Source organism: Soehngenia longivitae (genome assembly GCF_004684055.1).
Taxonomy (GTDB): Bacteria; Bacillota; Clostridia; order Tissierellales; family Tissierellaceae; genus Soehngenia; species Soehngenia longivitae.
Genome location: NZ_SRIB01000004.1, coordinates 121,616 through 145,169, shown reverse-complemented (window position 1 = coordinate 145,169; position 23,554 = coordinate 121,616). Strand labels below are relative to the sequence as shown.

At 30.2% G+C, this 23,554-nt stretch carries 19 protein-coding genes; 18 read left to right on the top strand and 1 reads right to left on the bottom strand.

The annotated features are described in order from the left end of the window. Window positions 1-2 precede the first annotated feature (2 nt). The 18 genes from E4100_RS04390 (at window position 3) to E4100_RS04305 (ending at window position 21,821) form a co-directional block, all read left to right on the top strand. Window positions 3-737 carry a cytidylyltransferase domain-containing protein gene (locus E4100_RS04390; RefSeq protein ID WP_135270827.1) on the top strand — a complete coding sequence of 245 codons (735 nt, stop codon included), beginning with the start codon at window positions 3-5 and terminating at the stop codon, window positions 735-737. Between the two features lie 15 nt (window positions 738-752). After that, entirely contained in the window at window positions 753-1,733 is a 981-nt protein-coding gene (locus E4100_RS04385; protein ID WP_135270826.1) for a PseG/SpsG family protein, read from the top strand. A gap of 4 nt (window positions 1,734-1,737) precedes the next feature. Continuing rightward, the gene (locus E4100_RS04380; protein ID WP_135270825.1) at window positions 1,738-2,508 is read left to right on the top strand and encodes an SDR family NAD(P)-dependent oxidoreductase; all 771 of its coding nucleotides are present in this window, start codon (window positions 1,738-1,740) and stop codon (window positions 2,506-2,508) included. Between the two features lie 4 nt (window positions 2,509-2,512). Then, the gene (locus tag E4100_RS04375) at window positions 2,513-3,217 is read left to right on the top strand and encodes a metallophosphoesterase family protein (RefSeq protein WP_135270824.1); all 705 of its coding nucleotides are present in this window, start codon (window positions 2,513-2,515) and stop codon (window positions 3,215-3,217) included. Then, the gene (locus E4100_RS04370; protein WP_135270823.1) at window positions 3,207-4,187 is read left to right on the top strand and encodes an ATP-grasp domain-containing protein; all 981 of its coding nucleotides are present in this window, start codon (window positions 3,207-3,209) and stop codon (window positions 4,185-4,187) included. The genes E4100_RS04375 and E4100_RS04370 overlap by 11 nt, the downstream gene beginning before the upstream one ends. Next, complete coding sequence (gene pseI / locus E4100_RS04365; protein WP_135270822.1) at window positions 4,177-5,223, top strand: pseudaminic acid synthase; 1,047 nt, start codon at window positions 4,177-4,179, stop codon at window positions 5,221-5,223. The genes E4100_RS04370 and pseI overlap by 11 nt, the downstream gene beginning before the upstream one ends. A gap of 943 nt (window positions 5,224-6,166) precedes the next feature. Continuing rightward, window positions 6,167-7,567: a hypothetical protein gene (locus E4100_RS04360; protein ID WP_135270821.1), complete on the top strand. Its 1,401-nt coding sequence runs from the start codon at window positions 6,167-6,169 to the stop codon at window positions 7,565-7,567. Between the two features lie 326 nt (window positions 7,568-7,893). Continuing rightward, window positions 7,894-8,625: a plasmid pRiA4b ORF-3 family protein gene (locus E4100_RS04355; RefSeq protein WP_135270820.1), complete on the top strand. Its 732-nt coding sequence runs from the start codon at window positions 7,894-7,896 to the stop codon at window positions 8,623-8,625. Window positions 8,626-8,822: 197 nt separating this feature from the next. Further along, window positions 8,823-9,188: a helix-turn-helix domain-containing protein gene (locus E4100_RS04350; RefSeq protein WP_135270819.1), complete on the top strand. Its 366-nt coding sequence runs from the start codon at window positions 8,823-8,825 to the stop codon at window positions 9,186-9,188. Then, a complete protein-coding gene (locus E4100_RS04345; protein WP_135270818.1) occupies window positions 9,166-10,044 on the top strand; it encodes an ImmA/IrrE family metallo-endopeptidase in 879 nt (292 codons plus the stop codon). The genes E4100_RS04350 and E4100_RS04345 overlap by 23 nt, the downstream gene beginning before the upstream one ends. Further along, window positions 10,034-10,735: a hypothetical protein gene (locus E4100_RS04340; RefSeq protein ID WP_135270817.1), complete on the top strand. Its 702-nt coding sequence runs from the start codon at window positions 10,034-10,036 to the stop codon at window positions 10,733-10,735. Before E4100_RS04345 ends, E4100_RS04340 begins: the two co-directional genes overlap by 11 nt. Before the next feature lie 489 nt (window positions 10,736-11,224). Beyond that, window positions 11,225-14,266, top strand: coding sequence for a PD-(D/E)XK nuclease family protein (locus E4100_RS04335; protein ID WP_135270816.1), 3,042 nt, complete (start codon window positions 11,225-11,227; stop codon window positions 14,264-14,266). Further along, entirely contained in the window at window positions 14,263-17,451 is a 3,189-nt protein-coding gene (locus E4100_RS04330) for a UvrD-helicase domain-containing protein (RefSeq protein ID WP_135270815.1), read from the top strand. The genes E4100_RS04335 and E4100_RS04330 overlap by 4 nt, the downstream gene beginning before the upstream one ends. A gap of 116 nt (window positions 17,452-17,567) precedes the next feature. Continuing rightward, complete coding sequence (locus E4100_RS04325) at window positions 17,568-18,074, top strand: GNAT family N-acetyltransferase (RefSeq protein ID WP_135270814.1); 507 nt, start codon at window positions 17,568-17,570, stop codon at window positions 18,072-18,074. Between the two features lie 12 nt (window positions 18,075-18,086). After that, complete coding sequence (gene larE / locus E4100_RS04320; protein ID WP_209315261.1) at window positions 18,087-18,902, top strand: ATP-dependent sacrificial sulfur transferase LarE; 816 nt, start codon at window positions 18,087-18,089, stop codon at window positions 18,900-18,902. A 4-nt stretch (window positions 18,903-18,906) separates the two neighbouring features. Beyond that, complete coding sequence (gene larB / locus E4100_RS04315; protein WP_135270813.1) at window positions 18,907-19,659, top strand: nickel pincer cofactor biosynthesis protein LarB; 753 nt, start codon at window positions 18,907-18,909, stop codon at window positions 19,657-19,659. Then, window positions 19,649-20,920, top strand: a complete 1,272-nt coding sequence (gene larC, locus E4100_RS04310; RefSeq protein ID WP_245196357.1) for a nickel pincer cofactor biosynthesis protein LarC — start codon at window positions 19,649-19,651, stop codon at window positions 20,918-20,920. The genes larB and larC overlap by 11 nt, the downstream gene beginning before the upstream one ends. An 82-nt stretch (window positions 20,921-21,002) precedes the next feature. Further along, entirely contained in the window at window positions 21,003-21,821 is an 819-nt protein-coding gene (locus E4100_RS04305) for an SDH family Clp fold serine proteinase (protein ID WP_135270812.1), read from the top strand. A 37-nt stretch (window positions 21,822-21,858) separates the two neighbouring features. Here the strand turns inward: E4100_RS04305 and E4100_RS04300 are convergent, their stop codons facing one another. Then, complete coding sequence (locus E4100_RS04300) at window positions 21,859-23,553, bottom strand: [FeFe] hydrogenase, group A (protein WP_135270811.1); 1,695 nt, start codon at window positions 23,551-23,553, stop codon at window positions 21,859-21,861. Window position 23,554 lies beyond the last annotated feature (1 nt).

Here is a 23,554-nt window from a genome sequence, read left to right as displayed (position 1 = left end):
ATATGAAAATAGGTGCAATTATCCAAGCAAGAATGGGCTCAACCAGACTACAAGGAAAGGTTATGAAAAATCTTCAAGGAAAAACTGTATTAGAACATGTGATTGAGCGAGTGAAACAGTCAAAATTAATAGGTGAAATAATAATTGCAACAACAACTAATGAAAGAGACACAGTTATAGAAGATGAAGCTTTAAGATGTGGTGTGAAAGTTTTTAGAGGAAGTGAAGAAGATGTTTTATCAAGATACTACTATGCTGCGAAAGAATATGATCTTGATGTTATAGTTCGTATCACTTCAGATTGTCCTTTGATAGATCCAAAGATAGTAGATGAAATTATAGAAATTTACAAAGAGAATAATTTTGATATTGTTACTAATGCTGGTAATGATTTAGCAAATCGTACATTTCCAAGAGGACTAGATGCCGAAGTGTTCTCATTTAATTTTTTAGAAAAGGCGCATAATAATGCTACTGAAAAATACCAGAGGGAGCATGTTACACCATATATTTATGAAACATCAAATAATATCTATTATTACAAAAATCAAACTGATTATTCTAAGTATAGATGGACTCTTGATACTGATGAAGACTTTGAATTAATCAAAGAGATATACAACAATTTATATCACGGTTCCCATGATTTTTATTTAAGAGATATTGTTAAATTATTAGAAAAAATGCCAGAACTTTATGAAATAAATGCTCACATTGAGCAGAAAAAAATTAAGTAGGTAGGATTGATAGTGATGAAAGTCAAAATTTTTACTGAATGCGGAAAAGATATAGGCTTGGGTCATATTTCAAGATGTACTTCATTATACGATGAGGCGGAAAGTAGAGGGTTAAACGTCGAATTTGTTATCTACGGAGAAAAAAAGAATATTAGTTTATTAAATAATAAAAACGTTACATATGTAAATTGGTTCGATAAGAATATTCTATACAAATCCATATCTAAAAGTGATTATGTAATTGTAGATTCTTATAAAGCTGATTTGGAAGTATACGAGACCATATCTCAAATTTCCAAAAGAGCTTTGTACATAGATGACTTTGGAAGGTTAAACTATCCTGAAGGGATTATTGTAAATCCATCTTTAGATGCGAGTCATATAGACTATTCTCAATCTCAAAATAGTATTTTATTATCTGGTCCAGAATATGTTATTTTAAGGCAGCCATTTAAGGGGGTCAAAAGAGATTATATAGAAAAAAACATAAGGAATGCTTTAATCGTAATGGGTGGTACAGATACTAGAAATTTGTTGTCTAGTATAACTACCGAAATTTGCCCAAAGTATCCTGATATAAATTTCAAACTAATTGTTGGGGCCACATCAAATGATGTAAAAGGAATTTTTGACAATGATGTTAATAATGTAAAAATTTACAACAATTTAACTGGTGACGAAGTTAAGCAAATAATGTTAGGAACAGATTTTGCTATAACTGCAGCAGGACAAACTATATATGAACTTATAGCTACCTGCACACCATTTATTCCTATTCAAGTTATTGACAATCAAAAGTTCACAGTGTCAGCATTATTAAATAATAATATTGTTCATAAAGTATTAAATTGGGAATCGGATAACTTATTTGAACAAATAATAGAAGAAATTGAATTTCTAAAGGAAGAAGAATACAGAATATCTCTTAGTAATAAGTATTCGAATTTAATAGATGGGAAAGGTGTACAAAGGATAATGGATGAATTAATGGGGTGAGTATATGGAGTATGTATTAATTACAGGAGCAAGTAATGGATTAGGTAGATCTTTAGCAAGAACAATTAATGATGAAGATAAAGTGTTAATATTAATAGCTAGAAATCAATTTAAATTAAATAAATTGAAATCCGAATTAAATAAAGAACGTAATCAAAAGATATTGGCATATCCATTTGACTTAAGTAACTTTGAAAATGTAGATGATTTAATGAATAATATAATCCTACAATTCAATCATAAAGATGATTTTAAAATTACTCTGATTAATAATGCTAGTACTATTCATCCAATTACAACGGTTGATTTGTTAGAAGAAAAAGATATTAGAAGCAATTTGACAATTAATATTTTGTCACCAGCTCTTATTATTAGCAAGCTGATTAAGTTTGCAAATCTAAACAGTAGACAATTGAAAATAATTAACATTTCTTCAGGAGCATATAAACAACCGATTGGTAGTTGGTCTTTATACTGTACGTCTAAAGCAGCAATTCAAATGTACCTTGAAGTTACATTATTAGAGAATAATAGCAACTCAAACTTAAAAATTCTATCAATTGATCCAGGGGTTATGGATACAGAAATGCAAGAATCAATAAGAAATTCAGAGTCAACAGGATTTAGTAAAAAAAATGATTTTATAGACCTATACAGAGAAAATAAATTACGAAACGTAGATTCAGTTTCTAAAGTTATAAAAGAAAATTTCATTGATGATTGGAATGTTAATGGTAACTTTATGAAACTTGATAATTTTTTTGAAAGTAAGTGATTATATGAGAGTAGGTATATTTTCAGATATACATGGTAATAAATATGCATTAGAAGAAGCTTTAATCAAAATGGATGAAAAAAGGATAGATGTTAATATATTTTGTGGCGATGCTATTGGTTATTATTATTATCACAATGAAGTCATTAACATCCTTCGAAATATGAAAGACATTATTTGTGTCTTGGGGAATCATGATAAAATGTTTATTGATATAATTGATAAGAAGAGAGATGCTAAATCATATTTTGAAAAATATGGTAGTTCTATATATAAATTTTTAAATTCAATAACGGAAGAAAACATATATTTTTTACGAAGTTTACCGGTGGAAAGGAATATTTTAATTGATGATTTGAAAATAAAAATCATACATGGCAGCCCTTGGAAACCAATAGATGAATATGTTTACCCGAATTCAGATTTTAGCAGATATTCTCATGTTGACTTTGATTATGTTTTCCAAGGTCATACTCATTATCCTATGATAGTAAAGCAAGGAAATTGTGAAATAATTAATCCTGGATCAATTGGACAGCCTAGAGATGGCGGTTTTCCATCCTTTGTAGTATTTGATACGAGTAAAAAGTTGTTTGAGTTTGTAAGTTTCGAGTATAATATTGATCAATTATTAGAAGATATACAACGTGTTGGTGGAGAACCAATCTATCTTTCTAATGTACTAAGGAGACCTTTAAATGAAAAATAAAAATATAAATATTTTAGTTACTGGAATAGGTGGAGACATTGGTATTGGAATTGTAAAAATTTTAAATGAGTTGAAGTATCACAAGACACTTGTGGGGTGTGATATAAATGAGTATCCTGCTAACAAATTAGATGTAGATTTATTCTATGTTTCTCCTAGAGCAGATAATAGAGATCAATACTTAAGCTTTATAAAACTGATATGCATTAATCATGACATTTCTCTAATTATTCCAAGCTCTGAAATTGAAATTAAAGTGCTGAACGAAAACAAATTATATTTTGGTGATAAAGTAAAAGTTTTAATAAATCATAATAAAATTATAAATACATTCATGGATAAGCTTCAAACTATTGATTTCTTAAAAAAAAATGGAATTAATCATCCAAAAACATATGATATAAAAGAATTTTCCAATCAATTAAACTATCCTTTTTTATTGAAAGAAAGATTTTCTCGGGGCAGTAAAGGAGTAGTGAGAATAGAAGATAATGATGATTTTATTTACTACAAAAAGAAGTTTCCTAACAGTATTATACAAGAAATAGTTGGAGACAATGAGCATGAATATACAATAACCATTTTTTCGGATGGTCAAAATATTTATAATATTGCATTTCAAAGAATACTTGGTTATGGAAGTTTAAGTAAATTTGTTAGAAGGGTGTCGGATCCTAAAATTGATGACTTAGCTATAAGGATCGCAAATTTAATTAACCTGAAAGGTTCAATTAATGTACAAGTTAGAAAGAATGCTGATGGTGAATACTTGCCATTTGAGATAAATCCAAGGCTATCTAGTACTCTGGCATTCCGTCACTATTTTGGGTTTAAGGACCTAAAGTGGTGGGTAGACCTCATCTGTTATGGCTCATGTTTAGAAATCACACCAAAATATTTCAATGGTATTGGAGTAAAAACTGTTAGCGAAGTTTATTTTGATATGGAGGAACCAATTGATGAAGATTAAGATAGATACACATACTATAGTTAATACCGAAAAAACTTTCGTCATAGCAGAACTTTCTGCCAATCATGGACATGATATCAATATCGCTAAAAAAACCATAAAAGCAGCTAAAGAATCAGGGGCTGATGCTATTAAGATACAAACATACACAGCAGATACGCTTACAATTGATTGTGACAATGAATATTTTAAATTAGATAGTGGTACCATTTGGGACGGAAGAACATTATACGATTTATATAGTGAAGCTTACACTCCATGGGAATGGCAAAGAGAACTTATGGAGTATGCCAATAGTTTGGATCTCATTTTCTTCTCTACACCATTCGACAAAACTGCAGTTGACTTTCTTGAAGAATTAAACGTACCTCTATATAAAGTTGCTTCATTTGAAATCATGGATATTCCATTAATTGAGTACATTGCATCAAAAGGTAAGCCTGTGATTATTTCTACTGGAGTTGCTACTTTAAGTGATATTGAAGAAGCAGTGAATGCTTGTAAACGTATGGGAAATGATCAAATTATTTTACTTAAATGCACATCATCGTATCCAGCAAAGATTGAAGATGCAAATCTAAATACAATACCAAATATGAAGGAAACATTTGGTGTTGAAGTAGGTCTATCTGACCATACTTTAGGCATAACTGTACCAATTGTATCAATAGCATTGGGTGCACGTGTTATTGAAAAACATTTTATTTTGGATAAATCAATAGGTGGCCCAGACGCAAGTTTTTCTTTAGAGCCTAATGAATTCAAGCAAATGGTGGAAGCAGTAAGAGATGCTGAAAAGGCTTTAGGTAAAGTTGATTATAGTATGAACGAAAAGAAAAAAAATAGTCGAATATTTGGGAGATCCCTATTTGTTGTAAAAGATATTAAAGCAGGTGAGACATTTACTGAAGAAAATGTTAGATCTATAAGACCTAGTTATGGGCTTGCACCTAAGTACTTTAATGAAATAATTAATAGAAAAGCTGCGACTGATATAGCACGCGGAACACCATTGAGCTGGGACAAAGTTAAATGAACAAATATAAGTTTAAAGGCTGATCAACTCAATTTCAATTCAAACAGCCATAAGATATGGGCTACATAAGTAGCCTATAGTTATGTGTTATAAAAAGCAGATGATATGTATTCATCTTTTTTTATAAAGCGAGTATTGGTAGATTTGGTAGCTATAGATAATAGAGCTGAATATATAAAGAATATTTTTACATATGGATTTTGGACAGATAAATAATAGACGTACAGAATTTAAGAATTATTCAATTTTTTAAATAGAGCATAGATCTTAGTGTAAAATAATTGTTGAACAAAGAACAAAAAAATACAGAGAACAATTCACCTTTATATATAATGTAATTTTAAAAACCATAATAAAGAAAGGAGAAAATCTCTATAGATAATATTATACAGTTAATAGCTGAAAAAGTTGAGAGGAAAATAGAAGAAAGTGTAATTAAAGTTCTTAAAGCTGAAGGTGAGTTAAACTTTGATAATATCGTAGATTCAGTAAGAAAAATGGTTAATGATATTGGAGCTAAACTATACTAGAAAGAATAGATTATTACATTAACATTATATGGTTAGCGAGTTATTATTACAATTTTATTCAGAAAAATAAATTAGTAAATTTTTTTAATTGTTTTTAACGATTAATTTACACAAATAGATTTGTGTGCTAAGAATTAATCAGCAAAAGATACAACATTGGAAACAAACAAAGATTCCTTGAAACTACTGTATAGACCTTTCTTAGAAGAATTGACTTGAGATTTTAATTCTTATAATATTTAGTAAAAGTAGTTGAGAGGGAAGTAAATGCAGATAGATAAGTGGCTTGTTGTAAACGAAAGTAGACGATAGAGACGGGCATAGGTGAGTTGGTAATTAAGCTGTGGCTGTTTTGTTTTTGGGTATAATTATCGGAATATTTTGTTAATGGGTTAAGTGTGGAGGTGAAATTGATGGCAGTATTTGTATCAGATGAATTAAGATTAGGTTCGCAACTTGAGGAGTTAAAGGTCTTTGATTCATTAATGGATGAAGACAGTAACTTTTTTATTAACATTAAAAGATTAAAAGATACAGAAGTTCCAGAATTTAAGAATTCATACGCTAAAATTAATGACTATTTTAGAGATCTTGGTATATTGTTGAAAGCTTCAAAAAATCCACAAGATAAATTTTATAAAACAGCGGTTAAAAAGTTTGATTTTTCAGAAATTAGAGGAATTAATTTAGGTTTTTCAAAAGGAACGCGTGGTGCTGGGTTTGGCACCAAATTGAGTAATCAAATAATTAAAGACGCTTCAGAAATTATTAAAAGTGGATCAGATCAGCCAGAGATATTTCATTTAACAAGCTTATTTGAGCAAAATGTAGGACCAGATAGATTAAGTGATATGATAGCAACACTTATTTATGATGATATAGTTAAATACACAAAACGAGTTTATATAGAGTTAGGTATTAACAAAGATAATTATCCTGAATACTCTTTTGAGGCCGGATTACTTATTAATCCATATAAGGGTTGTGAGTTGTTATTATTGCCAATTGATATATTGCATGAATTACCAATAGCTAAATCATGGGACGATATTGATAGAGTTGTCAGCGAAAATGAGACAATTAAAAAAGAGATGAATGAGCTAGTAGGAAAAGAGTGGAAGAAATTAGCATCTAGCCAGAAAAAACGTTATATCAAGGATTACATTTTTATGAAACCGGATATTTTGGCTAAAGTTATTGAAGATTACAGATCTACTAATGTAAAACCCTATGATATATATCAGAACACTGATTATAAAATCTTGAGATTAATCAATTTTATTATAAAAGGGAATAAAGAACTTAATCTATCTAATATAAACTCATATGAGTCATCTTTAGAAATAATAGGTATATATAAAAATTGGGTTGAAAATCAAAAGGGATATACAACTCTGAGAGGTACCAATACACGAGATGAAGAAAAAGCGATTCAGAAAACATTACATGGGATAGCGCTCTATTATTGTATGACAAATAATTTAGATATTAGTCCAGAGTCGAATACTGGGAGAGGACCAGTTGATTTTAAGATTAGTCGTGGGAACGATAAAACGGTAGTGGAGATTAAACTAACTTCTAATCGAGAAACCTTGCATGGATTTGAAATTCAGATTGAAGAGTACGCTAAGTCTGAGGGAACTGAAAATAAAATATTTCTACTAATTGATAATGGGAGATCATCGAACATAATTAGGAAAGTGGAGGAAAGCTATGAAAATAGGAAAAAAGCTGGTGAAAACCCTGCAACGGTTATTGTGATAGATGCTAAACCAAAAGAATCTGCAAGCAAATATAAGCCTCCCGAAAACTAATAATTTTAAAAATAGTCCCAGTACCAATGAACACAAAATCAATATTTAACGAAAAAATCAAATTAATTCAACCCATATTCGTCTCATAAGATCATTCAATGAAAACTTTCATAAATAGCTAAATAATAGTAAAAGAGTATGATCGCAATGTAATGCTCAATGTTAAAATAATAAAGATTTTAAAGTGCTTAAAGACAATACAATGTTAGAAATCGATCGAGAGAAATACTTTGCTCTAATGATGACAAGTTTATGGGTATAAAGATATTGATATTGAAGAAGATTTGAGAAATATAATCAATGAAGTGCTAGGAGGGGCTTAAAAAATGAAATCATATATAATAAGAATAGAACTTGAAGATTCTAATCCATTAATTTGGAGAAGAGTTATAATGCCTGCAGGAGCTACATACAAAAGGTTACATGATATTATTCAAAATGTTACAAATTTCCAAAGCGGGTATCCTTTTGATTGGTATCACTTGTATGAATTTGATCTGAAAGAAGAAAACATGATCGTTACAAATGATGAAGAAGCGTACATAGAGCATCAAGATTATGTAAAAAATAAGGAGTATTATGAGGAGCGACTTAAAAATACGCCTTCAGATATGCTAGAATTTGAACAGGATTACCAGGAGTGGCTAAAGATTGAAGTTTGTAAACCCACAAAGCTAAAGATTGATGATTATCTTGAGAAATACAAAGAAATTAAATATAGCTATGATTTTGGAGATGGATGGTACTTTACAGTTAAACTTGAAGAGATTGTAGATGATTATTACTTTGGATACCCTACACTACTTTATGGTGCAGAAACAGCTCCACCAGAAGATGTTGGAGGTATTTATGGGTTTTATGAATTCCTTGAAATATATAATGATCCAAAGCATCCTGAACATGATGAAGCTAAGGCTTGGGCAGAGGAGTTGAATTTCAAGGAGTACGAACCAGATTTGATCAATGAAAAACTAAAGGAAATTAATTACAAGAAAACTGAGATGGACAAGATTGAGCACGAGCATTACAAGGTGATAAAGGATAAGTATGGGAAGTAATTATGATCTTTGTTTTTGCTTATCTATAAAACATAATTATTTTATGAAACTATAAATTTCTTAATATAGTTTTTTTATTCAATGTTATTATTTATTTCTTATATAATGCAATTTTAATAAATATTGACGAATTTTGTTATTTATAGTATCATGTAGTTAGAAATAAGATACTGTACCCTTGAAAGGAGGTCCGAGCTATGAAAACTTTATCATCCAAAAAATTAGCAGAAACAGTTAAAAATTTAAGGGAATCAAAAGGATATACAAAAGAAGAACTTGGTAATTTAACTAATATAAATAGAATTATGATTGGTCGTATTGAAAGAGAAGACTTCATTCCGTCTATTGTACAGCTTGAAGCTTTATCAAATGTTTTAGGTTTTGATCTTACAGAAATGTTTGTGGAGAAAGAAAATGAGGACTCTTTTGTTGCTCTTCGAAGTGAATCATTAAGCGATAGTGAAAAAGAAGGTGTAGAAAAACTATTCGCTATGATGTTATCCCTTAGACAGCAAATTAAGTTAAGGAGATCATTTGAAAATGAGAAAAATCACGCTAAATGATATAGAAGTAAATGAAATTTGCAGATTAGCTGGTCGTATGCGGCTATCTTTAGGATTTGTGGACGAAACTCCTATTGCTAATGATATCTTCACAATTCTTGATAGACTAGATATTATTTTGTTGGAATATCCTATCAAGTCTGAAAACGACAGACCAGCTTTTTCTGCTGCTATTATGTATTTTGAGGAAGTTGACAAAAAACTTACTTTTATAGGTTTGAATACTGCGGATTATTATGATAAACAAATCTTTGCAATAGCACATGAGCTATATCACTATGAAACAAAAACTGGATCACATCTTAGTAGATTGTCAGATGAAGAAAATTCCCTTATTGAGGCAAAAGCTAACCGTTTTGCAGCAGAGTTCTTATTACCTGAGAAAGTACTGAGTAGTATTATACTTGATGAGTTTAAGACATCTAAACTTGAAAAAATCCCATACAAAACACTGTTGAGATTTATAGCTAGGCTCCAGTGTACATGGTGGCTTCCTTACCGTTCACTTGTTAAAAGACTTTACGAGATAGATGCAATCTCATTAGAGCAGTATGAAAAATTGTACTCTGTTGACGAAAGAGATCTTCAGGGAGAATATGGTAAGATAGGGCAGGCTATTAATAAGGAAGTGTTTATTAATCTAAATCAACCAACTAATAACATTGGCACTTCCGCTAATGAAATCGAGATTATCATTAGAAACTTTGAAGACAATCTCATAGATGAAGAGAAATTTGCAGAAACCCTAAGCCTTTTTAATAGAACCCCTGATGAATTTGGATATGAGATAAAAGTCTCTCAAGAAGATAGAGATGACCTTGATGCTTTCTTTGGTGGAGATGGCAATGAAGATTAATATTAATTACCCTAACTCAGCATTAATTAGTATTATAGAGAATCCAGAGCAAATGATAACATTAGATGCAAATTTCTTAATTGCTCCTGATAGAAGACCTTTAACTAAGAATGGTGTCGGATTTGAAAGGTTTAGGGAGATCTGGTTAGATCCAATTTTTAGTGCATTCCCAAATTTAGCTATTCACGAAGCTGTGTATGAAGAATTAGTTGGAATTTCTTCTAAAAATTATGTGGATTCTAAAATAGATAGTCTTCCACCTAAAATCATCATCCATAAAGATGCTTCTTTAACAAAAATCGAGAGGTACTTAAGGGATACCATTGAAGCTAAAATTGCTCCTTACACAAAATATGAGCCTTTTCTAGATAATAAAGATGATCGTGGAGAAGTGAAATCATTATCCTACATTGCGGCCAAAGGGCTGCTCTATTTTGCAGCAAATGATAGCAATGTCATTCAACTTGTTGAAAAATCAGAAGAGTGGTCAACTGGCCTTGATAATGTGCAAGTTATCAAAATGTATGAGTTGATCTACTATTTATACAGAAATAATTTAACAGATAAAGCAGGCTTGAAAAAGCTATACAAGTACCAGTACTATCTGACTGAACGAGAAAAAACGACAAACCCTAGCTGGGAAGATTTTTCATCTAATATGGAGAATTTGTATAAATCTTATTTCAAATAAGAAAATCGAACTAACTGTTAATAAAAGTTATATGCCTACTCAGTGAGTTTTTCTATTGCATATCAAATCCCAAGTTTTTAGGTAATTGGAGTTTTGTAATTTAGTGAATCACTTTTTAATTGTAATAAAGTGTCACCTTTAATTACAGAGATGATAGTACTTAGACTTCTTCCCAAATTATTTAGCAATATAATGAACAATTTTATTTTCTTCAAGTAATGTAAAAATTAATCATCGTTAATAAGATTTTTGATGTTAATGATGTGTTATAATTATTTTCACAAACCATAATGAAAACCTCCTTATGTTTAGATTTCTCACAAATATCATACATGATTTTAGCTATGGATTTAATATTTTTTACATGTTGCATTTAATCTTACAATTAATCATTTACCCCTAAGCAATGTTTTAGCTCACTTATTGAATATTCATAAATTAAAGTATAAAATTAATGTAATTCATATGTCAAATAATTGAGGTGGTTTTTTGTTCGATAGAATTATCAGCACAATAAAAATGAATAAAAAAGTTATATATCTAGCTCCATCTGATGAACTAATAGAATTTGTGAGAGGCAGTTTAATAAATAAGATGGGTGTACTATATAATATCGATGTCATAACATTTGATGATCTAGCGATGAATATTGCAATGGACTTTTTAGAAGATCGAGAAATAATTTCAGAAGAAAGTTCTTTAGTTATTTTAGAAGAGATATTGAAAAAGTTGCATGATGAGAATAAATTGACTTACTTCAAAGAAGTTTATAACAAAAAAGGATTTTTCATCAAAGTTTTAAATGAGATTAGAGATTTGAAAGATAACAACATAAATTATGAGGACTTTTATGCGAAAATCAGCTTTTTAAGTGACGAAATTACATATAATAAATCAATTGAATTTGCCGAAGTCTATAAAGAATATTCAGAAAGAATAAAAGAGTTAAACTTAATAGATTTAAATGATTTAATACCTATTGCAATTGAAAACATAGATAGAACAAGATTTTTTAATGGTGTGAGTATGTTCATAATTGATGGATACACAGATATAACGATTAGTGAAGAGCTATTGTTAAAAGCAATAAAGAAAAATATAGATATAAACTATATTTACCATCTGCCTTTAGATATACCATTTATAAGGCATTTTGCAGATGGCGAGATTTTAAAATTTGTCAGAGAAAATGGGTTTGAGATCGTCTATGATGATTATATTAAAGACAGCAAATTTAAAGAACTAGCCAGTGAGTTGTTTGAATCTGGTAAAACGAATTTTAAAGAAATAGAAATCATTGATTCTCCATGCATAGAGGATGAAATAAGACAAGTTGCAGGTAGGATAAAGGAGATTTGTCTGCAAAATAATGCCATTGACTTATCAAAGATAGCTTTGATAATAGCTGATAAGAAAGTTTATGAAGAAAAGATATTTGATGTGTTTAGTGAATATGGTATTCATATTGCATTAAGTAAAACTGAAAAATACACCAATATTCCATTTATCAGGACATTGATTGCTTTTCTTAGGTTAAAGACAGACAGATTTAATAAGGACTTATTAAAAGAAATTGCATCAAGCCCATATATCGATCTAAATAGTAGAGATACAATTTCTTTTATTTTGAATAACTATTATAAAGGATCTGAGACTGCTAAATATTTGGAGGATTTATCAGAGCAAGACGTTTTGATAAGAGAAATTAAGGATTCATTTATTGCATTTGATGATAAAGTCAGTGAAAGATTAGGACTTTTGAAATCAGAAGCTAAATTTTTAGAATATAAAATTGAAATCATAAATTTGATGAATGATCTTAAGCTTAAGGAAAGAATTTTAGACCTTTATAAAAATAATTATATTTCATTTGATTTAATGACAAGGGACTTAAAAGCTCTATTTGGCTTTGAAGATATCTTAAATAATTTAGAGAAATCGCATAATTACCAAAATAAAGAGATTACTTATAGTGAATTCATATATATACTTGATTCCAGCTTAAGAGATAAAATAGTGACATTAGATAATAAACCTAGTTACGGAGTTAAAGTTTTATCTCCCAATGTTATAAGAGGGACTTCGTATGATTATGTATTTTTCATGGGATTAAATGAAGGAGTTATACCTAATATAACAAAATACAATGGGATATATTCCGAGAAAGAAAAAGAACTATTAAATGAGAGAAAAATAAAAATTAACAACAATCAATATGAGATGAAAAAAGAGAAATTAAAATTTTTATTTTCAATTGCCTCAGCTACTAAAGCTCTATATCTAAGTTATAGAACAGCAGATGAAGATGGGTCATATATTGCGAAATCACAATTTTTAGATGAAATAATGCATAAAATAGATATGGACAGCTCAAGTAAGCAGACTAGGACAATGAAAAACAGGTTTGAATTAAATTCTATCTATTCTGAGAATGAAGCCTTGACAAGGTATTGTATTACACGTGAACAAAAGATTGGCAATTTACTAAGCGGTATTTCCAGCAAAGAATTAAGTAATATTATGATGGCTAAAAGTATTGAAGATAAAAGAAATAGCGAAATATACACAGAATACGATGGAAAAGTTGATGCAAAATTATTATATAAAATTTTTGATGATGATAAATACAGTGCTTCTAAAATAATGACATATAACAAGTGCCATTTCAAATATTTTCTTGAGCAAGGATTAAAACTTGGCGGGTGGGATGAGGAAATATTTTCTAACTTAAATATTGGCAACATCTATCATGATATATTAGCAGATTATTATAAAAAATTTATTCAAAGGAATCCAACTTACGATGAGGACGAAATTGAAAATATTGCAAATAAAGCATTTGTCAAATATGGGTTAGTACTTGATGATATTTTTACTAAAAATACTAAACAGGCGATTTTAGATAGGATAAAAAATTTTATAAATATCGACATCGAATTTAATGAGAAAATAAATTTTAGGCCATTTTTAATAGAGCAATGGTTTTCTGTAGATGATTTAGTTAAAAATGTTCAGATCAACGGACGTATTGACAGAGTTGATTTAGAATACATTAATGATAAACCTACTGGGCGATATGTAGTATATGATTATAAAATATCTAACACTAAAGCATTACGTGATGTTTTAAAAGGTGATGCAATACAAGTGGTTTTTTATTATTATGCTGTTGAAAAATTACTTAGATCGAAAGGACTAAACCCTGATTGTGTTGCTTTGGTGTATTATGATATAACTAAGACATGCGATGAGAAAAAGCCTAGATTTTCAGGAATAATTGTAGAAGAAACAAGAAAAATGCTCAACGTAGACGGAAGAACAAATACCGTTATGAAATCCAACTTGGAAGTTGTATTTTCTCATGTAAATAATAATTTTATAGATAACAGCATAAAGGAAATAAACAGAGGGATATTTACTTTACCGAACAAATGTATTTACATCAACAATTATGGTTACAATTGTGATTTTCAAGACATATGCAGATATGACGAAATCGCTTCAAAGAACAAAAGAGAGGTGCTAATATGATTGACCTAGCACAAGTGATGAAACAATACAATGTAAATGAAGAACAGGCAAAAGCATTAGACATACATAAAAACATTGCTTTGCATGCTGGTGCAGGTTCAGGGAAAACAAGGGTATTAACTAGAAGATTTTTAAAAATATTGTTTGATACTGATACAAAGATCGAAGAAATCGTTGCAATTACATTTACTAAAAAAGCTGCATTGGAAATGAAAGAGAGAGTATTAGCTTTAGTAAATGAATTTTTAGATGATGAGACTGATGAGGATAAAATATTTAAATTAAAAGAGATTAAAGAAAATCTCGTGTTTTCAAATATATCTACATTTCATAGTTTTTGCGATGGTATTATCAAAGATAATTACTATTTAATTGGGATTGATCCAATGTATAAAATAATAGAAGACGTAGATAAAAAGACTATATTAAAAAAGTGTGCTGTAGAAGTATTGGATTTATTTGTCGAAGACGAGAGTAATTCCAACAATTTTGATTTGTATTGTTCATGTATAAAAACAAAATACAATCTAAAGAATCAAATTTTAAATGAACTGATAAACATATATACAGAAATAACCACTCGAGGAGATAGTATAAAAGATGCTATAAAATATTCAACTGGAAATTTAAAAAATTACTATTGTGACGATGAAAATTATGAAGATTATCAGTCCGTCATTGACTTTATGCTAAAAATGGTGAGCGCTATTGATGAAAGATATCAAGAGGAAAAGAAAACTTTAAATCTCTTGGATTTTAATGATCTAGAAAGATATACTTTAAATTTATTAGAAAAAAATGAAATAATAAGAGAAATGATGAGGAATAGGTACAGATACTTTTTGGTTGATGAATTCCAAGACACTAATGAAATTCAATTAAAGATATTGCAGCACTTGACAGAGACTAATGGGGAGATTGAGGAAGGGAAATTATTTATTGTTGGAGATATTAAACAATCAATTTATCAATTTAGAGGAGCTAACTACAAGGTCTTTGACAAAATCACTTCTACCATACAACAAAATGGAGAGAAGATGAATTTGTTAAAGAATTACAGGAGCCACGACAAATTAGTGGATATAACTAATGAAATATTTAAAAGCATCATGGAAATTTATGAAGCTTCAGAAACCACAGATTCTATAGAAGGAGAACCTGGGTTTATATATACCTTTATTACAAATTCAGATGAGGTTCAAAATAACAAATTCGACTTAAAAAAATTAAAAAAAGAAAGAGTATCCGAAGAAGAACTTCTGGCAATACTTGAAAAAAATGAAAATGAAAGCAGAGCTAAAGAGGCTGATTTTATATCAGAAAGAATCGTTGAATTAAATGATAAAGGCATAAAATACAAAGATATTGCAATACTTCTAAGAAATAGAAATAATTTGAAAGAGTTTGAAAAATCTCTTAAGAGTAAAAACATACCATATACTGTACTTGGCGGAATAGGTTATTATGATGCACAAGAAGTTAAAGATTTGATAAATTTGATTAAATTTTTATACACTCAAGATGATAAAAGAGCTTTTCTAGCATTGATTAGGAGCCCTTTTATTGGGCTTTCCGATAATGATGTCATTGAAATCTTCTCTATGATTAGAGATGTTGAAAGTTTAGAGTTGACAAAGGGAATTAATGAAAAAATTGATATTTTATTTAAGTTAAAAGAGAAAGCTTCTTTTTTAAAAGTGCATGATTTGCTGAAATTAGCTGATTTTGAATTAGATATGCAAAAAATACTTCTAGTTCAAGAGGATGGCATACAGAAGTACAGAAATTTTGAAAAATTTTTTAAAATAGCCACTGAATTTGATGACAAAGGGATTTATTCTCCTTTTGAATTCATTGAGTATGTTGAGAATCTATCGCAAGAGTCAGATAAAGAATCATTGGCATTTTTAGATACAGAAAACAGTGATGCAGTAAAGATCATGACTATACATGCAGCAAAAGGGCTTGAATTTGAAGCTGTGTTTATTCCTGCATTGGATTATCAACTTTATAAAAATAATAGCGCTAACTTTATATACGATACATCAATGGACGACAGTGCTAGATTAGGTTTGTGCCTGAAGACTACAGAGACACAGGATATGTTTACAGAAATAGAAAATAAAAAGAGAGTAGAAAATAAATATGAGGAATTGAGGATACTATACGTTGGGGTAACTCGTGCAATTAGATTTTTATCATTAAGTGGTGTAGAGAAAAAAAACAGTAAAAATACTATACTCGATGAATTAAAAAAATTACCACTAAATGAATATGAAGAGCTAACTAGTTCGTTTAAAGATTATATCCATGATTCTAAAGAAACAATGAATGACAAACAATCGACTGAGATAGACGTAGAAAATATAATTCGCAATATCAATCATAATGTCGATTACAATTCAAAATCTACTGTTAGCATTTCCAAGTACAGGACTTTTAAAGATTGCCCCCAAAAATATTATTATAAATACGTGCTGCGTATAGATGATAGTAAATTGAATAAAGATATAGATTTAGAAGACTACAAAGATATACCTGAAAATGACACAAGTGATTTAGAAAAAGTAGATGCTTTAAAGATAGGGTCTTTCGTGCATGAAGTATTAGAGGACTTAGCAATAAATAGAGAAATAGACATTGAGCAAAGAATTCAAAAACACCTTGGCCAAATAAATGAAAATCAGCGAAATAGGATAAAAAAATTAATTGATAATTTTTTAAAAATAGAAAAGAATGGAAAAACAGACAAATCACTTCAAACAGAAGTTGAGTTTAGAGTAAGATTGTTAGATAGTTCGTTAGTTCTTTATGGCATCATTGACAGGGTTGATTTTTATGAGGAAAATGGAGTGAAAAAAATTGACATCATTGATTACAAGACCAATAGAGTCAATGGAGCTGATGATGAGAATAATATTAAAAAATATTATTTACCTCAATTTGTTGGGTATAACTATGCGATTAAAAAGATGTATCCAGACGTTGAGATAAATCACATTTATATGTATTTGCTAGATGAGGGTAAAAAATTGGAGGTTGTGTTTGAAAAATCTGAAGAAGACTATATATTAAATGACATTGTCAATATATTTTCAAAGCTTGAAGTGGATAGGGAAAATGAATTTTTAAAGCAAAAGAATTGTGACTTAAAATGCGAGTACGGTTTTTTGTGTAAATTTTAAAATAAGCTGTAGAGTTTTATAAGTAGTGGAACAAACTTTGTTCTACTATTTTTTTATTGTAAATAATTAGATGTATGAGTATAATTAGAGTTACAAAATATTATTGGGGTGAGATTATGGAGTTTAGAAAAGCTACAGTAAATGATGTTTCTCATATAATGGATATCATATATAAAGCAAGGGAAGATTTTAAGAAAAAGGGAATTGATCAGTGGCAAAATAATTATCCTAATGAGGATATAATAATAAATGACATTGAAAAAGGATATGGTTTTGTTTTAACTGACAATGATACAATCATTGGATATGTAGCAGTTTCTTTTGATGGTGAAGAAACATATGATAAAATCTTTGATGGAGAATGGTTAACAACTGGCGAATTTGCTGTAGTGCATAGAATAGCAATATCCGAAGCTTACAAGGGGCAAAAATTATCTTATATAATAATGGAAAATGTTGAACAATATTGTAAAGACAATGGGATATATAGTATAAAAGTTGATACGCATATTAAGAATATTCCTATGCAGAAGATATTAAATAGACTCAACTATAAATACTGTGGGAAAATTTACATTAGAGATGGTAGTGAAAGAATAGCTTTTGAAAAAATACTTGATTAAAAGAGGTAACAAATGAACACTATGGATTTATTGTATGAAAAAATAGAAGAATTATTAAAAGGTAGCCTTTGTATAGCATATTCAGGTGGAGTTGATAGTAGCTTATTACTTAAAGTTGCGTCAGATATAAATAAAGACAATAGGTATGTTTTATATGCAGTGACTTTTAACACTAAACTCCACCCCGTCAAAGACATTGAAATATCTTCTAAATTAGCTAAAGAAATGGGAGTGGCCCATGAGATAATTGAAATAGATGAACTTAAAAATGAAGAGATCTTAAATAACAGTGTTAATCGATGTTATTTTTGTAAAAAATTTATGTTTCAAAAACTAGTAGATTTTGCCAATGAAAATGGCATACAAAATATAATCGATGGCACTAATTTAGACGATTTATCTACATATCGTCCTGGTTTAAAGGCTTTAAAGGAGTTAAACATCAAAAGCCCATTTGTTGAGCTTGGCATTGACAAGAGTACTGTTAGAAAACTTGCTAATGATTTGGGTATAAGTGTTGCCAATAGACCTTCAGCACCATGTCTAGCTACACGCATACCTTATAACACTAAGCTTGATTTAGGTTTATTGAATAGAATTGACAGATGTGAAAATGAAATTAAAACTATGGGATTTGATGTTGTTAGACTTAGAGTTCACGATGATATTGTTAGAATAGAGGTAAAAAAAGAGGATATAAGGAGAATAATTGATAATTCTCATAGAATTATCAATCTACTAAAATCCAATGGGTTTACTTATATAACTGTTGATATTGAGGGCTTTAGATCTGGGAGCATGGATATACACACAAACGAAGGGAAGTGACAAGATGGAAACTGAAGAAATTTTATCCAAAGTAAAATCAGGGGATATTTCAATTGATGAAGCTGTTGAATTGCTAAAAATATTGCCGTATGAAGATCTAGGATACGCAAAGCTTGATCATCATAGAAAAATAAGAAAAGGGTATGGCGAGGTCATATTATGCGAGGGTAAGTCAACTGAGCATTTAATAAATATATTTAAGCATTTCGCTGATAATGAGACAGATGTATTGGGTACTAGGGCATCAAAAGAACAGTATGAAAAAGTAAGAGAAATAATCGATGTTGAGTATGATGAACTATCGAAGATATTGAAATTGAAGAGATCTAAATACGAAAATTTAGGAGAAATTGCTATTTGTACTGGAGGAACTTCTGACATACCCGTTGCTGAAGAAGCTGCACAAACTGCTGAATTTTTTGGCAGCAAAGTATTGAGAATTTATGATGTTGGAGTAGCGGGCATACATCGGCTTATATCAAAAATCGATCAAATATCTAGAACAAATTGTATTATTGCAGTAGCTGGCATGGAAGGTGCATTGCCAGGAGTGATTGCAGGCATGGTTGACAAACCTGTTATTGCTGTGCCAACTTCTGTGGGTTATGGAGCGAATTTTAAGGGAGTATCTTCACTTCTAACTATGTTAAACTCATGTGCTGAAGGTATTGCTGTTGTAAATATAGATAATGGATTTGGAGCAGGATATATTGCTAATCAAATAAATAGGTTGGTGGTGGGTAGCATTGGGAAATAGATCATTGTATTTTGAGTGCTACTCCGGCATAAGTGGTGATATGACCGTAGCTGCACTTTTAGATTTAGGATTAAATAAAGAAAACTTGCTTAATTATTTAAAAAGTTTAAACTTAGAAGGATTTGATATAAATATTTATAGAGTTTACAAAAGTTCAATATCTGCTTTGAAATTTGATGTAATTTTAAGCGGTAATTCAAGTAAAATAATAAAAGAAGAAAATCTTGAAAACTCAAAGATAAATTCATCATTGAAATTAAAATCAGTTAAAAAAGTGCACAAACATACTCATGATCATAGAAATTTATTTGACATTAGAAAAATTATTGATGATTCAAATCTCACTGAAAATCCTAAAAAAATTGCAAAAGGCATATTTGAGATAATTGCAAAAGCAGAATCAAAAGCTCATGGGATAAGTATTGAGGATGTTCATTTCCACGAAGTAGGAGCAGTTGATTCTATTGTAGATATTGTTGCGACTGCTGTTTTGATTGACGAATTGGGAATAGAAAATATATATTTTTCACCTATTTCTGAAGGATACGGAACAGTTAAAATCCAACATGGAATTTTGCCAGTTCCAGTACCTGCAGTAGCTAATATATTTTCTCAAAATGACCTTTTAATGAATTTGACAGATGAAGAGGGTGAGATGATAACACCAACAGGTGCTGGAATAGCTGCTTTTTTGAAAGCTAAGGATGAAATGCCTAAAAAGTTTAAGATAAAAAGAATTGGCATAGGAGCTGGTTCAAAAGATTTTTCTAGGGCTAATATTCTGAGAGTGTTTGAGATTGAAGAGGTTGAGACAACTAGTACAGAGGTTGATGAAATATATTTGTTGGAAACTAATATCGATGACTCCACAGGCGAAAACTTGGGATTTGTTTTTGAGGAGCTTTTAAATAATGGTGCAAAAGATGTTTACTATACTCCTATATACATGAAGAAAAATAGGCCATCTTACATGTTAAGTGTAATCACAGATGATTTGCATAAAACGAAATTAGAAGAAATCATATATAAAAACACGACATCAATAGGTATAAGAGAACAGAGAATAAAAAGGAGAGTGCTTAATAGAGAAAAAATAACTATTGACACAAAGTATGGCAAAGTGAATGCTAAAAAAATCTTTATCGATGAGAGTAATTATAGGATACAGCCTGAATTCGAAGACATAAAAAGTATTTGTATAAAAGAAAATTTAAGTTTTAATGATGTATATTATAGAATAATTTCTGAGATAAATAGCTAGGCAATGTAAACTTAAATTTTTGTGTGATCACTTGATAGTGCGGGTAATATTATAATGTAAAATCAAATAAGGAGGGACAACTATGTTTTTTAACTTATTTATGATTTTCTTTATAATATCAATTTTACAACCTATAATTAAACAACAAGCATTACGTGCTAGTAGAAGGAGAATTATTCATCAACTTGAAATTAAAAATAAATCTAGGGTTATAACACTTATTCATAGACAAGAGAGTATGAGCTTCTTAGGTTTTCCTGTGATGAGATATATAGATATAAATGACTCTGAGCAATTAATAAGAATAATCCAGACGATAGATGATGATATGCCAATCGATTTAATCATACACACCCCTGGTGGCTTAGCTTTAGCTGCACTTCAAATTGCAAGAGCTTTAAGAAATCATAAAGGACGCGTTAGAGTATATATACCTCATTATGCGATGTCTGGAGGGACTTTGATCGCTTTAGCTGCAGATGAGATCATCATGAGTGAAAATGCAATGCTAGGACCTGTAGATCCACAACTAGGGCAGTACCCAGCGCCATCGATAATCAATGTTTTGAATAAAAAACCAGCTGACAAAATAGATGATGAAACGCTCATCATGGCAGATGTAGCACAGAAAGCCATCAACCAATTATACAATTCAATAGTGTCATTACTGCCAGATAGCTATACTTTGGATGAAAAAAAGCATATCTCAAATATGCTAACTCAAGGGTTTTGGACACATGATTACCCTATAACAGTTGATGTTGCAAAAGCATTGGGACTGAATGTGAGCACAGATATGGATCCTTTAGTATACAAATTAATGGACTATTACCCTCAACATGTGAATACTACACCATCTGTAGAACATGGTTATAGTCAGAAAAACAAAAATGGTAAATAAAATACCTTCCTAAAGTGGAAGGCATTTTATTTTCTATCTAATTGTGATTTTTTTGAACATGAAGTATTTCATGATCATCTTTTAACAAGCCTTGAAATAAATCTCTTATCAATGGGTTTTCTTCAGATGACTTTATTTGAGCAGTTCTATTTAATGAATACAACCCGCTAGCTCTTTTCTTTCGCTTCTCTTCATCCATTGGAGTTGGTTGTCCTCCACCTGCGATACATCCACCTGGACAGGCCATTACTTCAACAATATCATATGTTTTTTCAACATTTTGTATTTGCTTGACGAGTTCTGAAGCATTTTTAAGACCATGAACCACTGCAATTTTGACTTCTTTTCCATCCAATACAAAATTCGCTTCTTTTACTCTTTTCATCCCTCGCACATTGTTAAAAATTATTTCTTTATCCGAAACGGATGGTTTTTGCTTCATCAATCTGGTCAATACAGCTTCAGCAACACCACCACTTGAACCAAATATTACACCAGCTCCACTAGATAGACCAAATGGCATATCGAAGGAATCATCATATAAATTTTCAAACATCAAGCCAGCATCTTTAATTAGCATTGCAAGTTCTTGTGTGGTTATTACTAGATCGACATCTCTGACTCCATCGGTGATAAATTCTTCTTTACTCGCTTCTGCTTTTTTAGCAGTACATGGTATGACGGAAATGACGACAGTTTCTTTACCATCTTCTTTATCTAGCTCTTTATAATATTTTTTAAGCACAGAGCCGAACATCTGCTGAGGCGATTTACAACTTGAAATATTATACTCTAGGTCAGGAAAATTATTGTCAGCATATTTTACCCATGCAGGACAGCAAGAGGTAAAAAGAGGTAAATTTTCGTTCTTTTCAAGTCTTTCTAAAAACTCTTCTGATTCTGCCATTACAGTTAAGTCTGCACCGAAAGATGTATCAAAGACACTTTCTACACCCATGTATTTTAATGCTGTGATAATTTTGCCGATTGTCACTGTGCCGGGAGCTAAACCGAAATTTTCGCCTAAAGCTACTCTGACTGCAGGTGCAATTTGTGCGACAACTCTTTTTGTTTTATCATTGACTAATTCCCAGAAATAATCATTTTGATTTTTAATTGTGATTGCACCAGTAGGGCATATTGCTCTACACTGACCACAATCAACACAATTAACTTCAGATATAGTTCTATTGAATGCAGGTGTAATTTTCATCTTTGAGCCTCTATATGCAAATGTTAAGGCACCGACACCTTGAACTTCTTCACACATTCTCACACAATCACCGCAGAGTATACATTTGTTTGGATTTCTTACAATAGCTAAACTGCTATAATCTATATCATGCTCTTTCATGCTATTTGGGAATCTTACATCATCCATACAAAGCCTAGAAGAAAGCTCTTGTAGCTTGCAATTACCTGTTTTTACGCAAGTTGTGCAATCCCTATCGTGATTTGCTAATAATAGTTCAAGTATATTTTTTCTGTATTTTTTTATTCTTGGAGTATTCGTGAAAATTTCCATACCATCTTTAGGTAGAGTTGAGCAAGATGCAAAAATTCCACCTTTATTATCTTCTACTATACACATTCTGCAAGCACCATACATACTTAATTCTGAGTGATAACAGAAAGTTGGCAAATCTATACCTGCTTTTCTGACTACCTCTAGGACATTTTGCTCATTTTCAAATTCAACTTTTCTTCCATCTATAATCATTGTACCTTTCATG

What these genes read in the sequence shown, in the direction of transcription:
- E4100_RS04390 (WP_135270827.1), top strand. Translation starts at nt 3, where the DNA reads ATGAAAATAGGTGCAATTATCCAAGCAAGAATGGGCTCAACCAGACTA.
- E4100_RS04385 (WP_135270826.1), top strand. Translation starts at nt 753, where the DNA reads ATGAAAGTCAAAATTTTTACTGAATGCGGAAAAGATATAGGCTTGGGT.
- E4100_RS04380 (WP_135270825.1), top strand. Translation starts at nt 1,738, where the DNA reads ATGGAGTATGTATTAATTACAGGAGCAAGTAATGGATTAGGTAGATCT.
- E4100_RS04375 (WP_135270824.1), top strand. Translation starts at nt 2,513, where the DNA reads ATGAGAGTAGGTATATTTTCAGATATACATGGTAATAAATATGCATTA.
- E4100_RS04370 (WP_135270823.1), top strand. Translation starts at nt 3,207, where the DNA reads ATGAAAAATAAAAATATAAATATTTTAGTTACTGGAATAGGTGGAGAC.
- pseI (WP_135270822.1), top strand. Translation starts at nt 4,177, where the DNA reads ATGAAGATTAAGATAGATACACATACTATAGTTAATACCGAAAAAACT.
- E4100_RS04360 (WP_135270821.1), top strand. Translation starts at nt 6,167, where the DNA reads ATGGCAGTATTTGTATCAGATGAATTAAGATTAGGTTCGCAACTTGAG.
- E4100_RS04355 (WP_135270820.1), top strand. Translation starts at nt 7,894, where the DNA reads ATGAAATCATATATAATAAGAATAGAACTTGAAGATTCTAATCCATTA.
- E4100_RS04350 (WP_135270819.1), top strand. Translation starts at nt 8,823, where the DNA reads ATGAAAACTTTATCATCCAAAAAATTAGCAGAAACAGTTAAAAATTTA.
- E4100_RS04345 (WP_135270818.1), top strand. Translation starts at nt 9,166, where the DNA reads ATGAGAAAAATCACGCTAAATGATATAGAAGTAAATGAAATTTGCAGA.
- E4100_RS04340 (WP_135270817.1), top strand. Translation starts at nt 10,034, where the DNA reads ATGAAGATTAATATTAATTACCCTAACTCAGCATTAATTAGTATTATA.
- E4100_RS04330 (WP_135270815.1), top strand. Translation starts at nt 14,263, where the DNA reads ATGATTGACCTAGCACAAGTGATGAAACAATACAATGTAAATGAAGAA.
- E4100_RS04325 (WP_135270814.1), top strand. Translation starts at nt 17,568, where the DNA reads ATGGAGTTTAGAAAAGCTACAGTAAATGATGTTTCTCATATAATGGAT.
- larE (WP_209315261.1), top strand. Translation starts at nt 18,087, where the DNA reads ATGAACACTATGGATTTATTGTATGAAAAAATAGAAGAATTATTAAAA.
- larB (WP_135270813.1), top strand. Translation starts at nt 18,907, where the DNA reads ATGGAAACTGAAGAAATTTTATCCAAAGTAAAATCAGGGGATATTTCA.
- E4100_RS04305 (WP_135270812.1), top strand. Translation starts at nt 21,003, where the DNA reads ATGTTTTTTAACTTATTTATGATTTTCTTTATAATATCAATTTTACAA.
- E4100_RS04300 (WP_135270811.1), bottom strand. Translation starts at nt 23,553, where the DNA reads ATGAAAGGTACAATGATTATAGATGGAAGAAAAGTTGAATTTGAAAAT.